At 68.7% G+C, this 19540-nt stretch carries 17 protein-coding genes and 1 pseudogene; 7 read left to right on the top strand and 11 right to left on the bottom strand.

What is annotated here, in order from left to right; translation table 11 throughout:
- Positions 1–133 precede the first annotated feature (133 nt).
- The 5 genes from pucD to JW613_RS08990 all read right to left on the bottom strand — a co-directional run bounded on the left by pucD (position 134) and on the right by JW613_RS08990 (position 8754).
- On the bottom strand, positions 134–2470 hold the full coding sequence (pucD, locus tag JW613_RS09010) for a xanthine dehydrogenase subunit D (RefSeq protein WP_209210173.1): 2337 nt from the start codon (positions 2468–2470) through the stop codon (positions 134–136).
- Positions 2470–4266 (bottom strand): carbamoyltransferase family protein, encoded by a 1797-nt coding sequence (locus JW613_RS09005; RefSeq protein WP_209210172.1) that lies wholly within the window; start codon positions 4264–4266, stop codon positions 2470–2472. The genes pucD and JW613_RS09005 overlap by 1 nt, the downstream gene beginning before the upstream one ends.
- A gap of 123 nt (positions 4267–4389) precedes the next feature.
- Complete coding sequence (locus JW613_RS09000) at positions 4390–5475, bottom strand: NAD(P)/FAD-dependent oxidoreductase (RefSeq protein ID WP_209210171.1); 1086 nt, start codon at positions 5473–5475, stop codon at positions 4390–4392.
- Positions 5472–6437: a cucumopine synthase-related protein gene (locus JW613_RS08995; protein WP_209210170.1), complete on the bottom strand. Its 966-nt coding sequence runs from the start codon at positions 6435–6437 to the stop codon at positions 5472–5474. The genes JW613_RS09000 and JW613_RS08995 overlap by 4 nt, the downstream gene beginning before the upstream one ends.
- A 676-nt stretch (positions 6438–7113) precedes the next feature.
- Positions 7114–8754, bottom strand: coding sequence for a hypothetical protein (locus JW613_RS08990; RefSeq protein WP_209210169.1), 1641 nt, complete (start codon positions 8752–8754; stop codon positions 7114–7116).
- A gap of 160 nt (positions 8755–8914) precedes the next feature.
- Here JW613_RS08990 and JW613_RS08985 point away from each other — a divergent pair, with 160 nt between their 5' ends.
- Positions 8915–10468 (top strand): phytoene desaturase family protein, encoded by a 1554-nt coding sequence (locus JW613_RS08985; RefSeq protein WP_209210168.1) that lies wholly within the window; start codon positions 8915–8917, stop codon positions 10466–10468.
- 152 nt (positions 10469–10620) lie between these two features.
- Here the strand turns inward: JW613_RS08985 and JW613_RS08980 are convergent.
- Positions 10621–10887 (bottom strand): annotated as a pseudogene (locus JW613_RS08980) (VOC family protein); the annotation flags it as partial.
- 802 nt (positions 10888–11689) lie between these two features.
- Positions 11690–11998, bottom strand: coding sequence for a hypothetical protein (locus tag JW613_RS08975; RefSeq protein ID WP_209210167.1), 309 nt, complete (start codon positions 11996–11998; stop codon positions 11690–11692).
- Between the two features lie 194 nt (positions 11999–12192).
- On the opposite strand from JW613_RS08975, the gene JW613_RS08970 reads away from it, so the two are divergent.
- Complete coding sequence (locus JW613_RS08970; protein ID WP_209210166.1) at positions 12193–13314, top strand: hypothetical protein; 1122 nt, start codon at positions 12193–12195, stop codon at positions 13312–13314.
- Between the two features lie 75 nt (positions 13315–13389).
- Here the strand turns inward: JW613_RS08970 and JW613_RS08965 are convergent, their stop codons facing one another.
- Positions 13390–13851: a GNAT family N-acetyltransferase gene (locus tag JW613_RS08965; protein ID WP_209210165.1), complete on the bottom strand. Its 462-nt coding sequence runs from the start codon at positions 13849–13851 to the stop codon at positions 13390–13392.
- Positions 13852–14090: 239 nt separating this feature from the next.
- Positions 14091–14441 carry a helix-turn-helix transcriptional regulator gene (locus tag JW613_RS08960; protein WP_209210164.1) on the bottom strand — a complete coding sequence of 117 codons (351 nt, stop codon included), beginning with the start codon at positions 14439–14441 and terminating at the stop codon, positions 14091–14093.
- 130 nt (positions 14442–14571) lie between these two features.
- On the opposite strand from JW613_RS08960, the gene JW613_RS08955 reads away from it, so the two are divergent.
- From JW613_RS08955 to JW613_RS08935, 5 genes are all read left to right on the top strand, one after another.
- Entirely contained in the window at positions 14572–15315 is a 744-nt protein-coding gene (locus JW613_RS08955; protein ID WP_209210163.1) for an ANTAR domain-containing protein, read from the top strand.
- A gap of 96 nt (positions 15316–15411) precedes the next feature.
- Positions 15412–16215 carry a 2-phosphosulfolactate phosphatase gene (locus JW613_RS08950; RefSeq protein ID WP_245225281.1) on the top strand — a complete coding sequence of 268 codons (804 nt, stop codon included), beginning with the start codon at positions 15412–15414 and terminating at the stop codon, positions 16213–16215.
- A 40-nt stretch (positions 16216–16255) separates the two neighbouring features.
- A complete protein-coding gene (locus JW613_RS08945) occupies positions 16256–16750 on the top strand; it encodes a hypothetical protein (protein ID WP_209210162.1) in 495 nt (164 codons plus the stop codon).
- 236 nt (positions 16751–16986) lie between these two features.
- Positions 16987–17604, top strand: a complete 618-nt coding sequence (locus tag JW613_RS08940; RefSeq protein ID WP_209210161.1) for a TOPRIM nucleotidyl transferase/hydrolase domain-containing protein — start codon at positions 16987–16989, stop codon at positions 17602–17604.
- Between the two features lie 105 nt (positions 17605–17709).
- Complete coding sequence (locus JW613_RS08935; RefSeq protein ID WP_209210160.1) at positions 17710–17919, top strand: hypothetical protein; 210 nt, start codon at positions 17710–17712, stop codon at positions 17917–17919.
- A 171-nt stretch (positions 17920–18090) separates the two neighbouring features.
- On the opposite strand, the gene JW613_RS08930 is transcribed toward JW613_RS08935, so the two are convergent.
- Together JW613_RS08930 and JW613_RS08925 are read right to left on the bottom strand one after the other, a co-directional pair.
- Positions 18091–18498 (bottom strand): VOC family protein, encoded by a 408-nt coding sequence (locus tag JW613_RS08930; RefSeq protein ID WP_209210159.1) that lies wholly within the window; start codon positions 18496–18498, stop codon positions 18091–18093.
- 10 nt (positions 18499–18508) lie between these two features.
- Positions 18509–19309 (bottom strand): helix-turn-helix domain-containing protein, encoded by an 801-nt coding sequence (locus JW613_RS08925; RefSeq protein ID WP_209210158.1) that lies wholly within the window; start codon positions 19307–19309, stop codon positions 18509–18511.
- Positions 19310–19540 lie beyond the last annotated feature (231 nt).

Here is a 19540-nt window from a genome sequence, read left to right as displayed (position 1 = left end):
GTTCCTTTTCGGAGAGGTGGGGGATTTCCGGGTGCTGCTCTGCCCGTGCGGGGCTCCGCACCCGGGTGGCACGTGGCGCCCCGCGGGCGCCGCCTTCAGCTCGGCGCTGTCCGGCGGCGCCCGCGGGAGACCGTCACGACTGGACGCCGCAGAGCTGGTCCGGCGCGACCGGAGTGTGGGTCAGCTCCAGTCCCGTCGCGTTGCGGATGGCGTTCACGATCGCCGGGGTGGCGGAGATGGTGGGCGGTTCGCCGACGCCGCGCACACCGTAGGGCGAGTTCGGATCGGCCTTCTCGATGACGTCCACGGCCATCGGCGGCATGTCCAAGATGGTGGGGATCAGATAGTCGGTGAACGACGCGTTGCGGATCTGGCCGTCCGTGACCTTGATCTCCTCCATCACGGCCAGGCCGAGCCCCTGTGCGGAACCGCCGTGGATCTGCCCGACGACGGCATCCGGGTTGATGGCCTTGCCGACGTCCTGCGCACAGTCCAGCTGCACGACCTTGACCAGGCCGAGCTCGGTGTCCACGTCCACCACCGCCCGGTGCGCGGAGAAGGCGTGCTGGACGTGCACCCGCCGGCTCTGCCCGGTCACCGGGTCCATCTCGTATGTCCGCAGGTGGTGGTACTCCCTGGTTTCCTCGATCACGTCGTCGCCGAGCACCTCGACGAGATCGACGATGAATCCGGTGGCCGCGGAAACCACCTTGCCGCCGGAGAGCGACAGGTCAGCGGCCTGCTCACCGAACCGCTGGGCGACCCGCTCGAAGAGCACCTCGCGGACGGCCTCGCACGCGTTCTTGACGGCACCGCCGGTGATGTAGGTCTGCCGGGACGCCGAGCTCGACCCCGCGTCACCGACGTTGGTGTCGTTCGGGTGGATGTTCACCCGTTCCACGCCGAGTTCGCTCCGGGCGATCTGCTGCTGCACGGTGATCAGGCCCTGCCCGACCTCGGCCGCCGCCGTGTGCACCATCGCAACCGGCTCGCCACCGATCACCTGCAGCCGCACCCGCGCCGTGGAGTAGTCGTCGGCACCTTCCGCGTAGGAGACGTTCTTGATGATCACGCTGTAGCCGACGCCCCGCACCACGCCCTCGCCGTGCGTCGTGTTGGACAGCCCGCCCGGCAGGCCCCGGATGTCCATGGGGGTGGAGTGGTCCTCCTGCGGCAGCGGGATCCTTTCGAGCCGTTCCAGCAGCTCGGCGACCGGCGCGGGGTAGTCCAGCACCTGCCCGGTGGGCGTGGTCGAGCCCTCCTCGATGGCGTTGAGCTGGCGCAGCCGTACCGGGTCCATGCCCAACGCCTTGGCGAGCTTGTCCATCTGCAACTCGTAGGCGAACGCCGGCTGCACGGCGCCGAGACCACGCATCGCGCCGCACGGCGGATTGTTCGTGTACAGGCCCCAACCCTCGATCTTGACGTTGGGCACCTCGTACGGTCCCACGCCCAGCGAAGTGGCGTTGCTGACCACGACGGGGGTCTTGGAGGCGTACGCGCCGCCGTCGAAGTACATCTTCGCCTTGACGTAGACGAGCTTGCCGTCCTTGGTCGCGCCGTGCTCGTAGTACATCTTCGCCGGGTGCCGGTGCACATGGCCGTAGAAGGATTCCTCCCGGTTGTAGACCATCTTGACCGGTTTGCCGGTGTGCAGCGCCAACATGCAGCCGTGGATCTGCATGGACAGGTCCTCACGGCCGCCGAAGGCGCCGCCGACACCGGACATGGTGAAGCGCACCTTCTCGACCGGCAGCCCGAGCGCCCGTGCCGTCTGCTTCTGGTCCACATGCAGCCACTGGGTGGCGATGAACAGATCGACGCCGCCGTCCTCGGCGGGGATGGCCAAACCGGACTCCGGCCCGAGGAACGCCTGGTCCTGCATGCCCAGCGTGTACACGTCGGAGACCACGACGTCGGCCTCGGCTTCGGGGTCGCCGCTGGTGATCGGCTGATAGCGCACCACGTTGCCCCCGGGGTGCAGCTTGGGCAGCGTGTCGTCGTGCGCCGCCTGCTCCGGGTCGGTGATCGGCTCCAACACCTCGTAGTCGACCACGATCTTCTCCAGCGCGCGCCGGGCGGTCTCCGGGTGATCGGCGGCGACCAAGGCAACCGGCTCGCCCTTGTAGCGCACGACGTCCTCGGCGAGCACCGGGGTGTCGGCGACCTTCAGGCCGTAGATGTTCTCGCCGGGGACGTCCTCGTGGGTCAGCACCGCGTGGACGCCGGGGTGCTTGAGCGCGGGGCCGACGTCGATGGAGTTGATCCGCGCATAGGGGTGCGGGCTGCGCAATGTCGCGCCCCACAGCATGTCCTCCGCCCACAGGTCCGACGAGTAGGCGTACTCCCCCCGTACCTTGAGCGTTCCGTCCGGCCGCAGCGGGCTGTCACCGATCCCGCCGGTGATCAACTCATTGAGTTCCTGCGGGGTGCGGGCGGGAGAAGTCTGGTTGGGAGCCTGGTTGGCCATCAGAAAGCCTCCACCTTTGTGACGAGACAGTTGCCGAGCATGAGGTGATCGATCTCCGTTCCGAGGAAACAGTTCAGCGCGTCGGCCGGGGTGCATACGATCGGCTCCCCTGCGACGTTGAACGAGGTATTGATCAGGCAGGGGATGTCGGTGAGTGCGGTGAACCGGCGCAGCAGAGCTGCCAACCGCGGAGTGTCCTGATCAGTGATCGTCTGCACTCTGGAGGTACCGTCCACATGGGTCGCGCCCGGGATCACCTCACGGAACTCCGGCCGCACCGGGAAGACGAAGGTCATGTACGGCGAACGCGTTTTGCGTCCCATTTCGAAGACCTTCGGCGCGTCCGATTCGAGCACGAGCGGTGCGAACGGGCGGAAAGGTTCGCGGTGTTTGACCTTGGTGTTGATGAAGTCCTTGATATCCGGGAACCAGGGGTTCGCCAGGATGCTGCGGTGCCCCAAGGCCCGGGGGCCGTGTTCGATCCGCCCCTCGTACCAGCCGATGACGACCTTCTCGGTGAGCAGTTCCGCCACCTCGGCGACGACCTCGTCATCGCTGAGTCTTCTCCACACCACTCGATCGCTGAACTCCCGCAGGGTCTGCTCGACCGTGGCATCGTCGTACTCCGGCCCGAGGTATGGAGTCACAGAAGGAGCGAGCTTCTTCCTGCCGGCACTGTCGGAATGGCCGACCCACGCGTGGACGGCGGCGCCGATGGCGATGCCCGTATCGCTGGCGCCGAAACCGACGTACATGTCGTCGAAACGCGAACTCTCGAAAAGCGGGGTGTTGTTGAGGCAGTTCAGTGCCACGCCACCTTCGAACAGCACATGGTCGAGGTCCGTTCTGGATTCCAGTGCGCGGAGCTGATGGCTTGTGACGACGGTCAGCATCTCCTGTGCCGCGGCAGCCACCCGGGCCTTGTACTCAAGGGCGTCCTGCGCGGGGCCGAAGTACTGCTGGAACAGTGGGTCGAAACTGCGGGGATCGTCCGTCTCAAGGGGTCTGCAGAAGGTGTAGCGCCCGTCCTCGTGCAGTTCGACGATGTGCTCGAGGAACGGGTTCGGGCTCGGTGGCTCGGCGTATCCCGACAGGCCCATGACCTTGTACTCGTCGTTGTTGGGCACGAATCCCAGATATCGCGTGACGGCGGAGAACAGCAGCCCGATCGAATGGTGCGCACCGATGGTCGACGCGTCGAAGACGCGGACCCGGCCGTCGCGGATCTCCCCGGTCAGCGACGAGAATCGCTCAGCGCGGCCGTCACTGACGAGGAAAGCGGCGTCCTTCATACCCGCCATGTAGTAGCCGGTCATCGCATGGGCGAGATGGTGCGGTACGAACACCACCTTGTCCGGATCCGGGGTGTAGCCCGTGCGTTCGGCGAAATCGGCGAGGATCGCTTCGTGGCTGACAGCCCCGGTGAACAGTTCGCCGATTCCGCTTATGAGACCGAGTTTCGCCGTAGGCGACACAGAGGTGGACGTGATGTCGAGCAGCATCCCGTCCAGGACCTCCGCGGAGAAGTCCCACGGCACGGCAACAAGGTCGATGTCGGAGAATTGCAGCCCTGCGTGCTCGAGGCACCATTTCACCGCGTTGACCGGAAAGTCGGAGGTCTTCTTATGCCGGTTCAGCCGCTCTTCCTCCACAGCAGCGACCAGTTCGCCGTCCACCAGCAGTGACGCGCCCGCGTCGTGACCGAGGAGGTAGTGCCTTTCGGTACCGACCGCGCCGAAGTGTTCGGCGAAGATTTCCGAGACGCGAGTGAAACCGTTGCACCCCAGGACAATCATGACAGTTTCAGCTTCCTTCTCTTTTCGAGACCTGCGCCGCCTTCACCCTCACGAAGGCGGCGGCTCCGTGACCGTGGGCGGAGGTCGGCCGGGCGGCAGGTCGCAGGGCGGCTCGGTCCTGGGTCATTCGGCGGCCACGAGGTCGCGGACGATCTCTCCGGCTGCGGGTGCTTGGCACAGTCCCTGACCGGAGAATCCCGCCGCGTAGAAGAAAGGGCGGGAGGGGTGCCGACCGATGAAGGCGGTCCCGTTCGGACTGCCGTCGAAGGCCCCGCTCCACCCGCGGTGCAGGCGGATGCCGTCGAGGGCCGGGTAGACGGTGCTGAGCTGGTGCGACACCCGCTGGAGCCACGCCCTGCGCGGCTCGTCCGGGTCGGGGCGGCCCATTCCGACGAGGATGCGGTCCATCCAGGCCCGGATCCGCAGGCCGGAGGAGGCGTGCAGGGTCATCGGCAGGGTGGTGGCCGGGGCCGCATCGGGAAATCCCGCGCGTGAGCGGAGCCGAACGCTCGGGGAAGGGTCGGTCAGAAGCAGTTCGATGGGGTACGTGGTCACGGGCAGGTCGATGTCGGCCATGGAGGCAACCGTTCTCGACCAGGGGCCGGCCGCGCAGACGAGGGTGTCGGCGAGGATGCTGCCCGTGGGGGTGTGGACCTGCCCGTCGGGGTCGAGGCCGGTGACGGGTGTGTCCGTGCACAGCACGGCACCGGCTTCCTGGGCGGCTGCGGCGTAGCCGCGCACGATCGCGGCCGGGTCGCAGACGTAAGCCTCCGGCGCCCAGGCTGCCGCGAGGACGGCGCGCTCGCTGAGCAGCGGGTTGAGCCGCACCGCTTCGGACGCGGTCACGAGTTCGACGTCCACTCCGGCGGCCTGCTGGGCGGCTTGAGTACGCCGGAAGTCCGCCACCTGTCGGTCGTCGTTGAAGACCACCAGGAAGCCGACCCGCTCCAGCCCGAGCGGGGTGCCGGTCCGTTCGGCGAAGGCGTGATACGCCGCCATGCTGCGTACGGCAAGGCGGCCGGTGTGGGGGTCGCCGGGAAAGTACGGCCGCAGCACACCCGCGGTGGCGCCGGACGCCCCCGAACCGAGCGTGCCGCGCTCCAGCAGGACGGTGTCGACACCGGATTCGGCGAGTTGGCACGCTATCGAGGTGCCGATGACTCCCCCGCCGATGACCAGGGCGTCCGCGCGTGCGGGCAGAGCACTCATGACTGCCGGCTCACTTCGGCGGGGCGCTGTTGGCGCAGCTGGTCCCCGGTGTCCCACGGGAACAGCTGCAGGTTCCAGCCGCCCAAGCAGTTGATGTAGAGGGCCAGCTGGCTCACGACGGCCTGGAAGTCGTCGCGGTCGAGGTGGTCGAGGCAGGCCAGGAACCGCTGGGTGAAGGCCCACAGTCGCTCCAGACCGCAGTAGCCCAGGAACTCGGCCGGGGTACCGACCAACAGGCGGGCCATCTGGCGCAGAGAATCCAGCGGCATGCCATCGACCACGGCCCGGACCAGACCGCCGTAGCTCGCGTATCCCAACGGGCGCGTCTCCCCGTTGACGAACAACAGGGTGGGCAGCACCGTCTCGAAACTCCCCGCCCCGGAGGGGATCCACCCCCGGTGCAGATCAGCGAGCTCGGGTGGTTCGGACAGCCAGCTCCGCTCGGTCTCCGCGTGCACGTCGCCGACCAGGCGGTTCACCTCGGGGTCGGCGGCGGTCAGACGGGGGATGCGGTGGCCGCCTCCCCGTCCTGCCTTGCGGACCTCCACGAGGACCGGTTTCTTCGTGGAATAGACCGAGTCCCACACCGCCTGCCCGGCCTCGGCCAGACCCGCCATGTCCTCCGGCCGGACCTGGCCCACGGGGGACGCCGGCATCGGCTCGGTCAGCGTGCCGTACTTGATGCCCAGGTGCTGCAGCGCAGAACAGAAAACCGTCCCGTCGGGTGCCTCACGTCTGTCGAACCGAGTGGTCGCGGGCAGATACAGCAGCGAGGGCATCGGTGCCACGTGGTACAGATGACTGCCCGCCACCAGCGCGTGTCCCTGCAGGCTCTGGTAGGGCAACGCCTCCCACAGCGCATCAGCCAGCACGGCGTTGCGAGCGTCGAGTTCAGCGGTGACGGTGATGCCCAGATCGGGCCAGGCGATCTCAACATGCCGACCGGACAGCGTCGCAGCCAAGGCTCTCTCCTTCGTTCGGCCACATGTCAGGGGGCGAGCAGAGTGGTCGACCGACGGTGGTCCATGATGAACTCGACCATCACGCCGATACCGCCCGCGATCGGCGTCGCGACCGGATGCTGGGCCGTTACGGCCAGCGCTTCCCCCACGGGGCATGTCGGAGGAAGTCCACGGCACTCATCTCTTGCCTCGTCACAGCGTGGTTGCCGCGTTCGTGGTTGCCGCGTTGTGACTTGCTGAGGAGTACACAGCCAACGGCGTGGGAACAGCTAGGAGTGGAAGACATGAAAGCCCCGGCAGACTGAGACCGGGTCTTTGTGGATTCCTACGAATGCCGGTCCGGCCCCCGGCATGAGGAATCTCCTAGTGCCTCCGTCGGGCTCCCACGTTCACCCTGGTCAACGGCTTGGCGACGGCAACCGGTGGCCTTGCGGGCAAGCCGCCCCGGCTTGCGCACCGTCGTCCGTGCCATCTTTGTGACCCGAGTCCGGAATCGGACTCGAATCCCTTTCATCCCCATCCGGCCACCGCGATCGGCTACCGCGCAGGCGGCTGGCTGTACGACGCGCCGCCTCTTCCCCGGGCTCACCGCCCGAGTCCACGCGGATATCTCCGAAGGCCGCTCAAGTGCGCCGGAGCGTGGCGGTGGCCGGAAACTCCCGCGGGCCCCTCACCGTCACGACGCTGTTGCACCGTGCGCCTGCGCGTCGTGCGACGTCACCTTCTCGGCCACGTGCTCGCGGGTTGCGGCTATCCACCTCCGGACGTCTGCCGCCGTCCCGGCACCGGCGGCCTCGGCCTGGCACGTCTTGCTGGAGACGGCTATGTGGTGGCGGATCATGCGCAGGACCTCGGGATCGGTGCAGTAGGAGGTGTGCACCAGTGCCTTGCCGGAGACGCTCAGCTGTTGGCCTGCGGCGATTCCGGGCAGCCGGGTGCCGTTCATGGCCGCGCGAGCGATCATTTGGCGCACCTCCAGGCCGAGCAACCCGGCGTGCGCCATGGCGTTCCTCTCCAGCGCCGCGTCGATGCGGTCCGGCAGCCCGACAGCACCCGCGTCGATCGGCACGGGCCACGTCGAGACATGGACGAGGTCGGTGTACGGGACGTCACACCCCTGCCCGGTACGGAGCAGCCGCTTGGCCAGTGCTGCGTTGACACCCGGCATGAACCACTTGTTGACGCGGCCGTAGGCGTCCTCGGTCAACGTGGAGCCGGTGAAGTGGTACCCGTAGCCCATCGAGACCTGTGGAGCGAGCGCGACATGCTTCAGCGGAGCGTTCAAACGCAGCAGCGTGGGCACGCGAGGCCACTGAGCGGTCGGCGTCCGCGGTACCCCGCGCTGTGCGGGCGGTACGGACAACTGGGCGTAGCCGGGCGCTTCGGGCGGGCACAGCGCCCGAAGTCCGGTGATCGCTTCGTCCGTCGCGGCGTACAGGCCCAGCCATCGTGAGGAAAAGCGTGCGAACGCGGACCGGGCGAGCCTGGCGCGGGTCGTCAGCGCGTGGGTGACATCTCCACGCACCACGACCTTGAGTGTGTACTTCAGCCCCGCGATCGCCAGCACCAGCCATACCAGGCGGATGATCCACGACAGCTCGAACCAGGAGACAGCGAGCGACAACAGCAGGCTCGGACCGAACACCCCGAGCATGTAGGTGAGAGCGAGCGGGGCGGTCCAGCGCGGGGCTTTGAAGTCCCGAGGACGCACCTCGCCTGCCAAGGAGAACTTTGCGTCCCGCCACCCTCTGGCCAGCAGACCGCCTTGCGGCAGATGGCACAGGAAAGGGGTTCCGAGTGTCGTCCAACTCCGCAGTCGGCCGAGTTCCAGCTCGCTGCTCACCGCCTGGTACTTGCGGGCGAGGGAGCGGTTTCCGACTGCGCCGGAGCCGGATTCGTCATAGGAGAGGACCCCGCGCCGCACGAGTGCGTGGTACAGATGGTCGGCCAGCATGCCCCCGCGCCGAAGAACCTGGCTGGTCAGGAGGGCTTCCCAGATGACCGAGCCACCATGGCTGTGGCCGACCAGGTGGTACGCGCGGCCCTTCCGTTCGAGCTCGACGAGAAGCGCCAACAGCTCCATGGATGCGGACAGCCGCGCCGACTGCGTGTTCGCGCCGCTCCAGTGGAACAGCCTGCCGTCCTGCGGGAGGCTCACTCCTGGCGGCAGGTTGTCCTCCAGCCACCTCCATGTGTCGCTGCCGCGTTGCCACCAGCGGTGTCCCTCGTCGTTGCCGTCCTTGTCACCGGCGAAGGTGCCGTGCACAAGGATCACGATCTCGTCCTGGACCAGCGAGTCCGCACCTGAATCCGTCACCCGTACATCATGGAGCCACGGTCGAACACGCTGTGGCCCGTTCGGCGGCATCGGTCGCCAACCTCCCGCCGGAAGCGGGGGTCGGCACCGCGCCATGGGACTCTCCCGTTCGTCCCCGCAACTACGTGTCCCACCGCCCTCCGCGTGCTAGGAAGAAACCATGCCCGCACGCGAGCGCTATGACGCCGTCATCGTCGGTGGCGGCCACAACGGTCTGGTCGCCGCCGCCTACCTCGCCCGGGCGGGCCGCACCGTGCTGGTGCTGGAACGCCTGGACAGCACGGGCGGCGCCGCCGTCTCCACACGCCCCTTCGCCGGGGTGGACGCCCGTCTGTCCCGCTACTCGTATCTGGTGAGCCTGCTCCCACGGAAGATCGTCCGAGAGCTGGGGCTGAACTTCACCCTCCGTAAGCGCACGGTGTCGTCCTACACCCCGGCCCACCGTGAGGGCCGCCCGACGGGCCTGTTCGTAGGCGGTGGCCCGGACCGTACGCGGGAGTCGTTCGAGCGGCTCACCGGCGGGACCGCCGAGTACACCGCCTGGGAGGCCTTCTACGGCATGACCGGGCGCGTGGCCGAGCGCGTCTTCCCGACCCTGACGGAGCCGCTGCCCACCCGGGACGAACTGCGCCGCCGCATCGACGACGACGCGGCTTGGCGCATGCTCTTCGAAGAACCCGTCGGCGCCGCGATCGAGGCGCACTTCAGCGACGACCTGGTCCGCGGTGTCGTTCTCACGGACGCGCTCATCGGCACTTTCGCCGAGGCCCACGACCCGTCCCTGAGACAGAACCGGTGCTTCCTCTACCACGTGATCGGCAACGGCACCGGTGACTGGGACGTGCCGGTCGGCGGAATGGGAGCGTTCACGGAGGCCTTGACCGCCGCCGCGCGGTCGGCTGGGGCGGAGATCGCCACGGGCCACGAGGTGACCCGCGTCGAGACCGACGGACGGCAGCACGCCGACGTGACGTACCGGACACCGGAGGCCGAAGGCGTCGTCGCCGCCCGCCACGTCCTGGTGGGCGCCTCGCCCCGGGAGCTCGCCGCGCTGCTGGGCGAGGAGCCGCCCGCTCCCGTCGAGGGGTCCCAGCTCAAGGTCAACATGCTGCTGAAGCGGCTGCCGAGGCTCCGCGACCCGGCCGTCGACCCGCACCACGCGTTCGCGGGCACCTTTCACATCGCCGAGGGCTACGACCAACTGGCCGCCGCGTACGCCGATGCCGCCGCCGGCCGGCTGCCCGGGGCCCCGCCCTCCGAGATCTACTGCCACTCGCTCACGGACCCCTCCATCCTCGGACCGGAACTCGCCGCACAGGGCTGCCACACCCTCACGCTCTTCGGCCTGCACACCCCGGCCCATCTGTTCACCCGCAACCACGACGCCGTACGTGACGCGTTGCTGACATCGACCCTGGCCCAGCTCGACGCCCATCTCGCCGAGCCGCTCACCGACTGCCTGGCCACCGACGCCGACGGCAAGCCCTGCATCGAGGTGAAGACCCCGCTCGACCTGGAACGTGATCTCGCCCTCCCCGGCGGCAACATCTTCCACCGCGACCTCGCCTTCCCCCACGCCCAGAACGGCACCGGACGCTGGGGCGTGGAGACGCGGCACGCCAACGTCCTGCTCTGCGGTGCGGGAGCCGTGCGCGGCGGTGGCGTCAGCGGCATCCCGGGCCACAACGCGGCCATGGCCGTACTGGGGCGCTGACGAGCCGACAGCCTGTTCGACGGCGGCCGACGTTCCGCCTGCGCGGACTTCAACGTGCGCTTGGTGCGCGGTCGTACGCCTCGCCTTCTCGCAGGAGGCCGGGCCGACACGCCCATCGCCGCTGAGCCGGCCGGGGACCGGAGTCGGGGCGCGTGCAGGACTTCGGCACCCACTGCCCGGGCCGCGGCGAAGAAGGCGTCGACGGTGTCCCGATCGGCTGCGGCAAAGGCGATGTGCACCTCGCGGGCGGGCGCGGAGTCCGCTGCCGGGACGAGCCACAGCGGGTGCCCGTCGACGCCGAAGCTGATGTCTTGGCCGAACTGCTTCTTGCGTTCGCCGCCGAGCGGGGCGAGTACGGCCTCGTAGAAGGCGGCGCTGGCCGCGATGTCGTCCACCCGGATGGCGATGTGATCGAGCATGTCCCAACCTCGCACGGTCGGGGGAGCCGAAAAGCAGTGGAACCGAACTCCCCTGTGCCGTTACCGTGCTCCGGCCCGCAGTCCCTCTGCCAAGGATGTGCCGTTGTACACCAAGTGAGATCTCCCGAGCGCTGATTCGTCGCGTGTCGCGTCTGTGCGATGCGCTCCTTTCTGCTGCGATCTTCTCACTGGAACCGGTGTATTTCTGTGTCCAAGAACTGGGTAGTCGTACCCACCTGCCTGCCGATCGTTGCCCGCCGTTGCCACGGGTGCGCCTCCGGACGTTTCCGGGCGGACGGAGAGTCCCGCGTCACGGGGGACCACCAGCTCCTCGGCGCCTGGCTCCTCGCGCTGGGCGCCGAAGGCCGGGAGACCGCCGAGCCCGCTGTCCCGGGACCGCTGCACGTGCGGTCCGTACAAGGCGATCTCCGGTGTCCGCTCCACGAGAACGACAACGGCCTCGGCGTGGCCGGTGAACGGCTCCACGACCCGGTCCTGCCGCGCCGCGACGTGGGCGGACCGGGTCGAACCGAGCGGCCGGCCTGGCAGTCGCCTTACGGTCCCCCGCCACGCCGGGCGCGCCGGACGCGGCGGGGCCGGTGGGCGCCTGCGCCGGCTTCGGTCAGGTCCCGGTCCGCTTTGCGGCGCGGGTACTTGTGCGGCCGGTGCCGCTGACCGCTGATGGTTGCGGCTTTCCACCGGCCGGAGCCGAGCGCTGCTCGCCGAGGGCCTTTCCGCGCCGTCCGCATGTCGTCGCGGAGGTCGCGGTCTCCTGACCGACCCGTCGCCTGCGGCTGGTCGGTCAGACGAGCGCCGGTGCGGGACCGTGCAGGTAGGGGGTGATGTTCCGCCAGGCGCGCTCGACGTATTCCCCCTTCTCACCGACCGGGGCGACATAGTGCAGCGCGCCTTCGGCGGCGTCGTGGCCCGCAAGGCGGGCGATGATCCAGGCGGCGAGGTAGTGCGAGGCCAGGCAGCCACCGGCGGTGGCGATGGTGTCCTTGGCGTAGAAGGGCTGGTCGAGCACCTCGACGCCGGCGGCGACGTTCACCACCGCGTCGCACACACCACAGGCGATCCGCCTCGCCCTGGGCTCGACCGATCTGGACACTCTCCGGTCGACGCTGCGCACAGTGCGCCGAGTCGCCGTCGAGGACGCCTACGCGTGAACTCGGGCTCCGGCCCCTCCAGCCGTCGCCAACTCCTCGACCGCCGCCAGGCGCTCGCGGCGGACCGGGGTTGTACGATCATCCGCGCGATGCCCGGCAGTGGGACCGAGGCGCGGAGAGGGGCGGGGAGAACAGCGTGAGCAAGGGTGGGGAAGAGGACGGGGCCTCCATATCGGACGAGGAATTGGAGCGGTTCCTCCGAGAGTCCGAATCCGGGGCGAAGGAGGCTCCCAAAGAGCCCTCGGCCCGGGCGCGGATGGTGGCCAGGAGGCTGCGCGAGGAGCCTGACCGCCCGACCGGCTGGCGAACGTACGAGCTCGGCGGCGGCCCCCGGGGCAAGCAGGCACGGAGCGGTCGCCGGGGGAAGAAGATCTGGTACGGGACAGGGCTCCTGGTCGCGCTCGTGCTGCTGGTGCTGGCGCTGAATCCGGCTGGGGTGGTCGGGTGGTTCCCTGGTGCCGAGGACGAACAACCGCCGAACGCCGAGGAATCGGCCGCACCGTACGCAGTGAACGCACAGCGACCCACGCTGGAAGAGCCGTTCAGGGGATCGCCCGCGCACAAGTGGGACGACGGCCTGGCCGGCATCCGCTTTCCGGAGGCACGGGCCACCGGGTGGATGAACAAAGCGCAGGTCGATCAAGCGCTGAACCGGACCCGCGACTTCTTGTCCGCGTCCAGCCTGGACGCGGCTGTACTGCGCGGAAAGCGCCCCGAGAAGGCGATCGCGCTGATCAACCCGCGTCAGCAGGATGTGCAAAAGCTGTTGAAGACCGGGTTCCGCGATCCGAGCCGGAAGAACAACCCACTCCTGCTGTTCAGTCGCTTCGACCCGGCGAAGGTGAAGCTCGCCGGAGACGTGGTGAAGACACGCGGCCGGGTCACCTACGAGGTCGGCGAGCGTGGGGCCCTTGAGGTCACCGCGGACGTCACCTACGTCTACCCGGTCATTCCGGCCGAGGCGGGAAGCGACGAGGTCGCGCGGACGATCGTGCGGCGGGAAACGGTCATGAGCTGGGACGACCCTGACAAGGTGGTCACCCGGCCGGGGACCTTCTCGGTCGTCTCGTACAAGCTGGACACCACCAACGGCGGCTGCGACATCTTCAACGGCTATCTCAATCCGAGGTTCGGCCACGAGCAGGCGTCCGGCAACGGAAGCGGCCCGGCGGTCGATCCTTACGACCGGAGCCGGCCGATCGACGAGCGGATACGGGAAGCCGAGGGCCAGGGGTGCGGCAGGGCCACCCGAACCTGATCACGCTCCCCTCGGCACGGGCCAGGGCGCGTCGGGGAACCGGAAGTCGTGCCAGGCGCGGTGGTGGCGCAGGCGTCAGGTGACGGCCCGGCGGTAGATCTGTCGCGAACCGCCTTCCGGGCCGGGATCGGTGGCCTCAGCCGCGGTGAAGCCGAGGCTTTCGTAGAAGACGCGTGCCCCACTGGCAACTGCTCCCGGGTGGTCCGCCCCGAAGGTGACCACCTCGATGCTGCCCGGCCCCTGCACGAACCGGCGCACCGCGTCCGCCATCAGCGCACGACCGGCGCCCTTGCCCCGCGCCTGCTCCGAGACGACGAGCCAGTGGACGTGGTAAGTCGGGGCCTGTGCGCCGAACAGCAGGCCACCGAGGAGCGTCGGCCCCGCAACGGCGACGAGCGCCGTGGACCGGCGTATGTGCTGGGCCACGGCACCGTGGAACTCAGGATCCGCAACCATCGGACCGAACCAGTGCTCGACCTGGGCTGCCAGGTCGAGGAAGCCGGTCAGGTCCTGCTCCCGCGCAAGTCTGACGATCACCTGAAGAGTCTGGCAGACGAGGCAAACGGTACCCTCTCGCGGCACCGGCGGAGCCGGGGCACCGCCCTGTCCGCCCCGACCCGTCCGCCCTGGCTCCTCGGCCCTGACTCGGCTTCGTCCAGCGGGCGCCTGCACGCGCCCGGGACCTCAGCGAGCGCCGCCGCCGCACGGCGCCGACAAGGGGCACCTCACCAGCTTGCGGCGGCGCCGAGCCCGTCTCCGATCGAAGTGATCGGACGTCAGGCAGTGGCGTGGGGGCGACTTCGATCGTGGGTGGCCGTCTGGCGGTCGGCCTCGTCCCGCACGAGCCAGGACAGCAGCGAGGCCACCGTAAGGCCGGCTTCGGCAGGGTGACGCAGCACCTTGCTGGGGTCGATCCGGTACGTGTTCGTGCGCCCTTCACGGGTGTGGGAGAGGTAACCGTCCCGCTCCAGGTCGGAAATGATCTTCTGTACAGCACGCTCGGTCAGCCGGCAGTGCACGGCGATGTCACGGATGCGGGCGTTGTGGTTGTCAGCGATAGCTGCCAGCACCCGTGCGTGGTTGGTCAGAAACGTCCATCCGGTGTGTGGCTCGGGCACTCCATCCATGGGCCGATTCTACCGACCCAAGATTCACGCACTCAAAAACCGGTACTAAAGTTCACGTATGATCGGCGCGTGCGGGTCGGGCAAGCGGCCCTGAGACCGAGACGGGCTCCGCGGAAGGGGAGAGAAGCCCATGTCGGAACCTGCGCTCTCCGCGCAGCCTCTCACCGCGCCGGCCACTGCTGAGAACTCGCAGAGCGGCGGCGGCGACATCCCGGAGTCGCCCCCGCCATGCCTGGCGACCATCGGCACGGTGCCGGACCGCGACCGGATACGCGTGAGCCTGCGGGGGGACCTCGACCTCCAGGGGCAGCGTCTCCTGCCTGACCTGTCCCAGGCCCTCCGCCGGTCGGGCAACGGCATCGACCTGGATCTGACCGGAGTCGAATTCTGCGACCGTGCGGGATTCAACGTCCTGCTCGACCTGCGCCGGCAGGCACTCGCACAGGGAAAGACGGTCACGCTTCGCGCCAGCAGTCCACAAGTCGAGCGGCTGCTCGACCTCACAGGAGCCCGGGAATTGTTCGTTCAACTGGACCAGGAAGCCGCGGATGCGGCCGACACCCACGGGTCGCACCAGGACACCGAGCAAGAACTGCGAACCGAGGTGCTTCATCTGCGACGGGCCATGCAGACCCGGCCGACCATCGATCTGGCCCGCGGCATCCTCATGGCCACCTTCCACCTGAGCCCCGAGACGGCCTGGGACGTGCTCGTCGCGACCTCCCAGAACACCAACATCAAACTGCGCCAACTGGCCAGCGACCTCGTACGCACCGTTCACGGGGACCCACTTCCCAAAGCGGTGCAGGAGCAACTGATGACCGCAGTTGCCAAAACGGAGTCCGCCCCGACCGTCTCCGACTCGCCGACCTGACCTGACGGGACGGGGGCGGGACGATGGCCCCACCCGCGATGTGACGCGTACCACTTTCCGGGGGCTTCGGGTCGGGCATGAGCGATCGTGATCGACATGGATACTCGGTTTCTCGGCATCGCCGATCTGGTCGAGGCCCCCTCCGTGGCGGTCGTGGTCGATGTCATGCGTGCCTTCACGGTGGCTGCCTGGGCGTTCGCCCAGGGGGCGGAAAAGATCGTTCTTGCTGAGTCGCTGGACGAAGCCCTGGCGCTCAAGGACCGCCACCCGGATTGGGTGGCGGTCAAGGACGGTCCGTCGGTACCCGGGTTCGACACCGTCAACTCGCCTGGCCTGCTGCGGTCCGTCGACCTCGGCGGGCGGACCGTAGTGCAGAAGACCACGGCAGGGACGGTCGGCGCCCTTGCGGTCAAGGAAGCATCACTGCTGCTGTGCGCCGGCTTCGTGGTGGCGGAGGCAACGGCTCAACTGTTGCGGGCACGCAAGAGTGAGAGCGTCACGTTCGTGGTCACTGGCGAGGACGGTCAGGCCGATGAAGATCTGGCGTGTGCCCAATACATCGCTCGGAGGGCCGCTGATGCCGGAACCGATGCTGCTGAGTTCCTCCGCCGCGCTGCCGAGTCACGCGCCGCCGGCGAACTGGCGGAGGGAGTGCGTCAAGGAGTCCATCCCGATGACGTTGCGCTCTGCCTCGAGCTCGACCGGTTCCCCTTCGCCATGGTGGCGACCTTGGAAGGCTCGCTCATGGTCCTGCGTCCACACACCGCGCCCGAACCGGCCGCACGGCAGGGCCCCGTCCTGCGGGGATCGTCGCCCATTGAAACCGTCGTCGCAACGGGGCCGCCCAGGTCTTTCGGCCCTGCCCGGAACACCTACCGGCGCCGACCAGGCACTACCTAGCCTGCCGTGGTCATGACCGTCAGCAACCGGGAGGCTCACTGTGCGGACACCGCACCTCGCACGCACCGCCGCCGCTGCCGCAGCCCTCGTCGCCGCCGGGGCTCTCGGCTTCACCGTGCCGTCCGCTTCCGCCGACACCGGCTCGATGACCCTGACCGAGGCGAAGGCCCACGCCGAAGCCCGGAGCGGGAGCATGGACTGTTTCGTCGGCAACATCAACAACGGCGACTCCTGGACCGCCTACGCCCAGGCCTCCGTTCACCCCGGATCAGCCACCTGGTACGAGTACGGCGACAGACTCAAGGTCCAGGACTCCCTGTCGGACGGCAACCGGACCATCGGGAGTATCCGCTGGTGCTACGGCGGTGAGTGGTCCAAGTGGCACAACTACGACTCCGGCCCGGACGAGGGCAACACCGACGTCCGGTGGAAGGACTTCGACTTGAAGGAAGGCCGAAAGGTCCAGATCCTCGCCTGCCGGGACAACGGCGCGGACGGCGACCGCTGCGGGGGCGTGGACAAGGCCAACGCCTGACACGGCAGGCGTCACATGGGGGGGTGTGAGTGCTGATGGCGGCGTCCGATTCAGCACCGCCCGCGAACCCCCTCTCCTCCACCGGCGCCCGACCCCGGCGCGGTTGACGACGTGGTCGCAAGCGGCGCCCTCGGCGTCCTCTCGGCGGCCAACAGCAACGGCCCCCCACCTGCCACGGGCGCCACGCGCCGGAAATTCACTACCGGGGTGGCCGGAAAAAAGCGGAGACTCGTCCCATGGCTGACATGGAGTCGTTCCGGGAAGCGGTCACCTCGTGGGCGGCCGGAGGCACCGGCGACTCAGCGCGGGAGCTGGCCGCGCGCTTGTCCGTCCGCGCAGTTGTCCTGCTCGAAGGGCCCAGCGACGCCGCAGCGGTCAGCGCGCTTGCCGCGCGACGCGGCCGGAACCTGGCCGATGAAAGAGTCTGCGTCCTGTCGATGGGCGGTGCCATGAGCGTCGGCCGCTTCGCCCACCTCCTCGGACCGCCCGGCCTGGGCCTCCGTCTCACCGGACTGTGCGACGAGGCGGAACGGCGTTACTACGCCCGCGCCTTGGAGCGGGCCGGTGCGCCACATCCCGGGTTCTTCGTCTGCGCGGCGGATCTGGAGGACGAGCTCATCCGCGCACTGGGAGCGACACGGGTGGAGGAACTCGTCCGGGTGGAGGGCGACCTGCGCGCACTGAAGACCTTCCTGCGCCAGCCCGCACAGCAGGACCGCACTTCACAGCAGCAGCTGCGGCGCTTCTTCGGGACGAAGAAGGGGCGCAAGATCCATTACGGCCGCGTCCTCGTCGAGGCTCTCGACCCCGACCGCGTACCCGCCCCACTCGACGACGTGCTCACCAGCCTTTGACCACTGGACGAGGTCGAGGGTCGGCGTAGTGGGCAATGTGGGAGCGGCCAACTCTGCCGGGCGCACACCCGGACCCCGGAGGCCCGCGCCTTCTACCGTCTCGCCATGGACAAGTCGGACCGTGAGCCGGTCTTCCTCCGCAGCCGCTGGGGAACGAACCGGTACGTGTACAACCCGCACGACCCCATCGGTTGTGCCTTGATCGTCATCTCACTGCTGCTCGCCATCGGCGCCATGTACGGGCTCAGCCGCTCACACAGCCCCGATGCGCCCGGGCCGTCGGGTGGGGAACACACCGCAGTCCGCAGCGACTGAGGCGACCTGCCCGTTGCTCGGTTTCCATGGTCTCTGTGCGAGGGTCACCCCCACGCACCCGTATCCGGAGGGGCGGCGGCGGGCACGGGCTCTGAAACCCGGGGTTGCCGCCGACAACCTCCTGTCTCCTCGGGCAGCAGTACGCTCGCCAGGCGGGACGTGGACGTCACCTCATGAGGGCTGCGCTGCACCCTCATGGAGGTCACCGCTGATCACCCACAGGTGGCCGAACGGGTCCCTCACCCTGCCCTGCCGCTTGCCGTACGGGCGGTCCTCGACCGGGATCACGAGCTCGCCCCCCAGCTGCACCATGCGATCTGCTGTCGCATCCGGGTCCGACACGTTGGCCATCACGAGGACGGGTGAGCCTCCCAGCGACGCGGGATCGTGCCACCCCCATTCCTCGACGCTCTGCGCCAGCGCCAGGACCGCGGAGCCCAGGGTGAGTTCGGCGTGGTTGACGACACCGTGGTCATCGGCCACTCGGATGGTCGGCGTCGCTCCCAGCGTCTTTGCGTAGAAGTCGATTGCCGCGTCGGCGTCGGATACGAGCAGCTTGGGGTGGAGTTCACTGATCATGGCTCCACCATCACGGGGAAGGGTGTCGCCGGCCTTGTAGATTTCGGCCCTCCTCCGCGAGCCAGGCGGTCGGCGTCGTCTGCATCAGGTCGTGGAAGTCCCGCACGAGATGACTCTGGTCGTGGTAGGCGCTCTCGGCCGCGATCCGGGCCCAGGAGTCGGCCCCCTGACCGGCCCGAGAGACAGCAGCCGACAGCCGCGCGACGCGCGAGGCGAACTTCGGGCCGACCCCGAGCGCGCTGCGCATCACATGCCGCAGTCGTCGTGGGCTCAGATGCACCCGGCGGGCCAGCTCCTCGACGGACATCTGTCCCCTGCTGAGACCGATGATCTTCAGCGCCTCGAAGGCGTCTCGGGACACGTCCAGCCGGGCGGCTTCCTCAAGACGCTCAAGGAGGCGAATCCGCAGGAGCGATTCCCGTTGGTCGGCCGGCTGGTCCGCGAGCTCCTCGCACAACCGGCTCACCCACGGCAGGAGCACATCGGCACCGGTACCACCCGCGTCCACCTCACTGAGCGGTACTCCCACCAGACGTTGCGCCGCCATGGGCGACAGGTCGACGTAGACGATCGGCTGGTGCGGCCGCAGGGTGAGGGACGGCGTTGCCACGCCAGGGCGCATCAGTCCGGCAACCACGGCCTGCATGGTCCGGGCATGCCCGCCGTACCGGATGTCCATGGGTGTTCCGAGGCTGACGACCAGGCGCGCCGACAGAGCCGGGAGGGCCCGGTGCAGTCGAGGCCGACCGGTGTGCTCGCTGGCGGCGACCGTGCCGATGCCTGCCGCGCGACATGCCTGACGCAGTTCCACCTCTGCATTGTCCCACCGCTGCGCACCCGACGGCGGACTGATGACGCTGATGCCCCTGGTCACACCCCCTGTTGACGCCCCGTGGCCACGCCGCCACGCGAGGCTGCCGAAGTGCCTCTCGTAGATCGGTCACATCCCTCGGCTTCGATCCGTCATAGGGGTGCAAGCGCAGCGAAGCGCGAAGCGCGGAGTACGGAACACCAAGCCGCGAAGTACGAAGTACGAAGGGAA

The organism is Streptomyces smyrnaeus (assembly GCF_017676345.1).
Classification (GTDB): domain Bacteria; phylum Actinomycetota; class Actinomycetes; order Streptomycetales; family Streptomycetaceae; genus Streptomyces; species Streptomyces smyrnaeus.
Note: the sequence above shows the minus strand (reverse complement) of the source record. Positions and strands in the feature narration are given on the sequence as shown.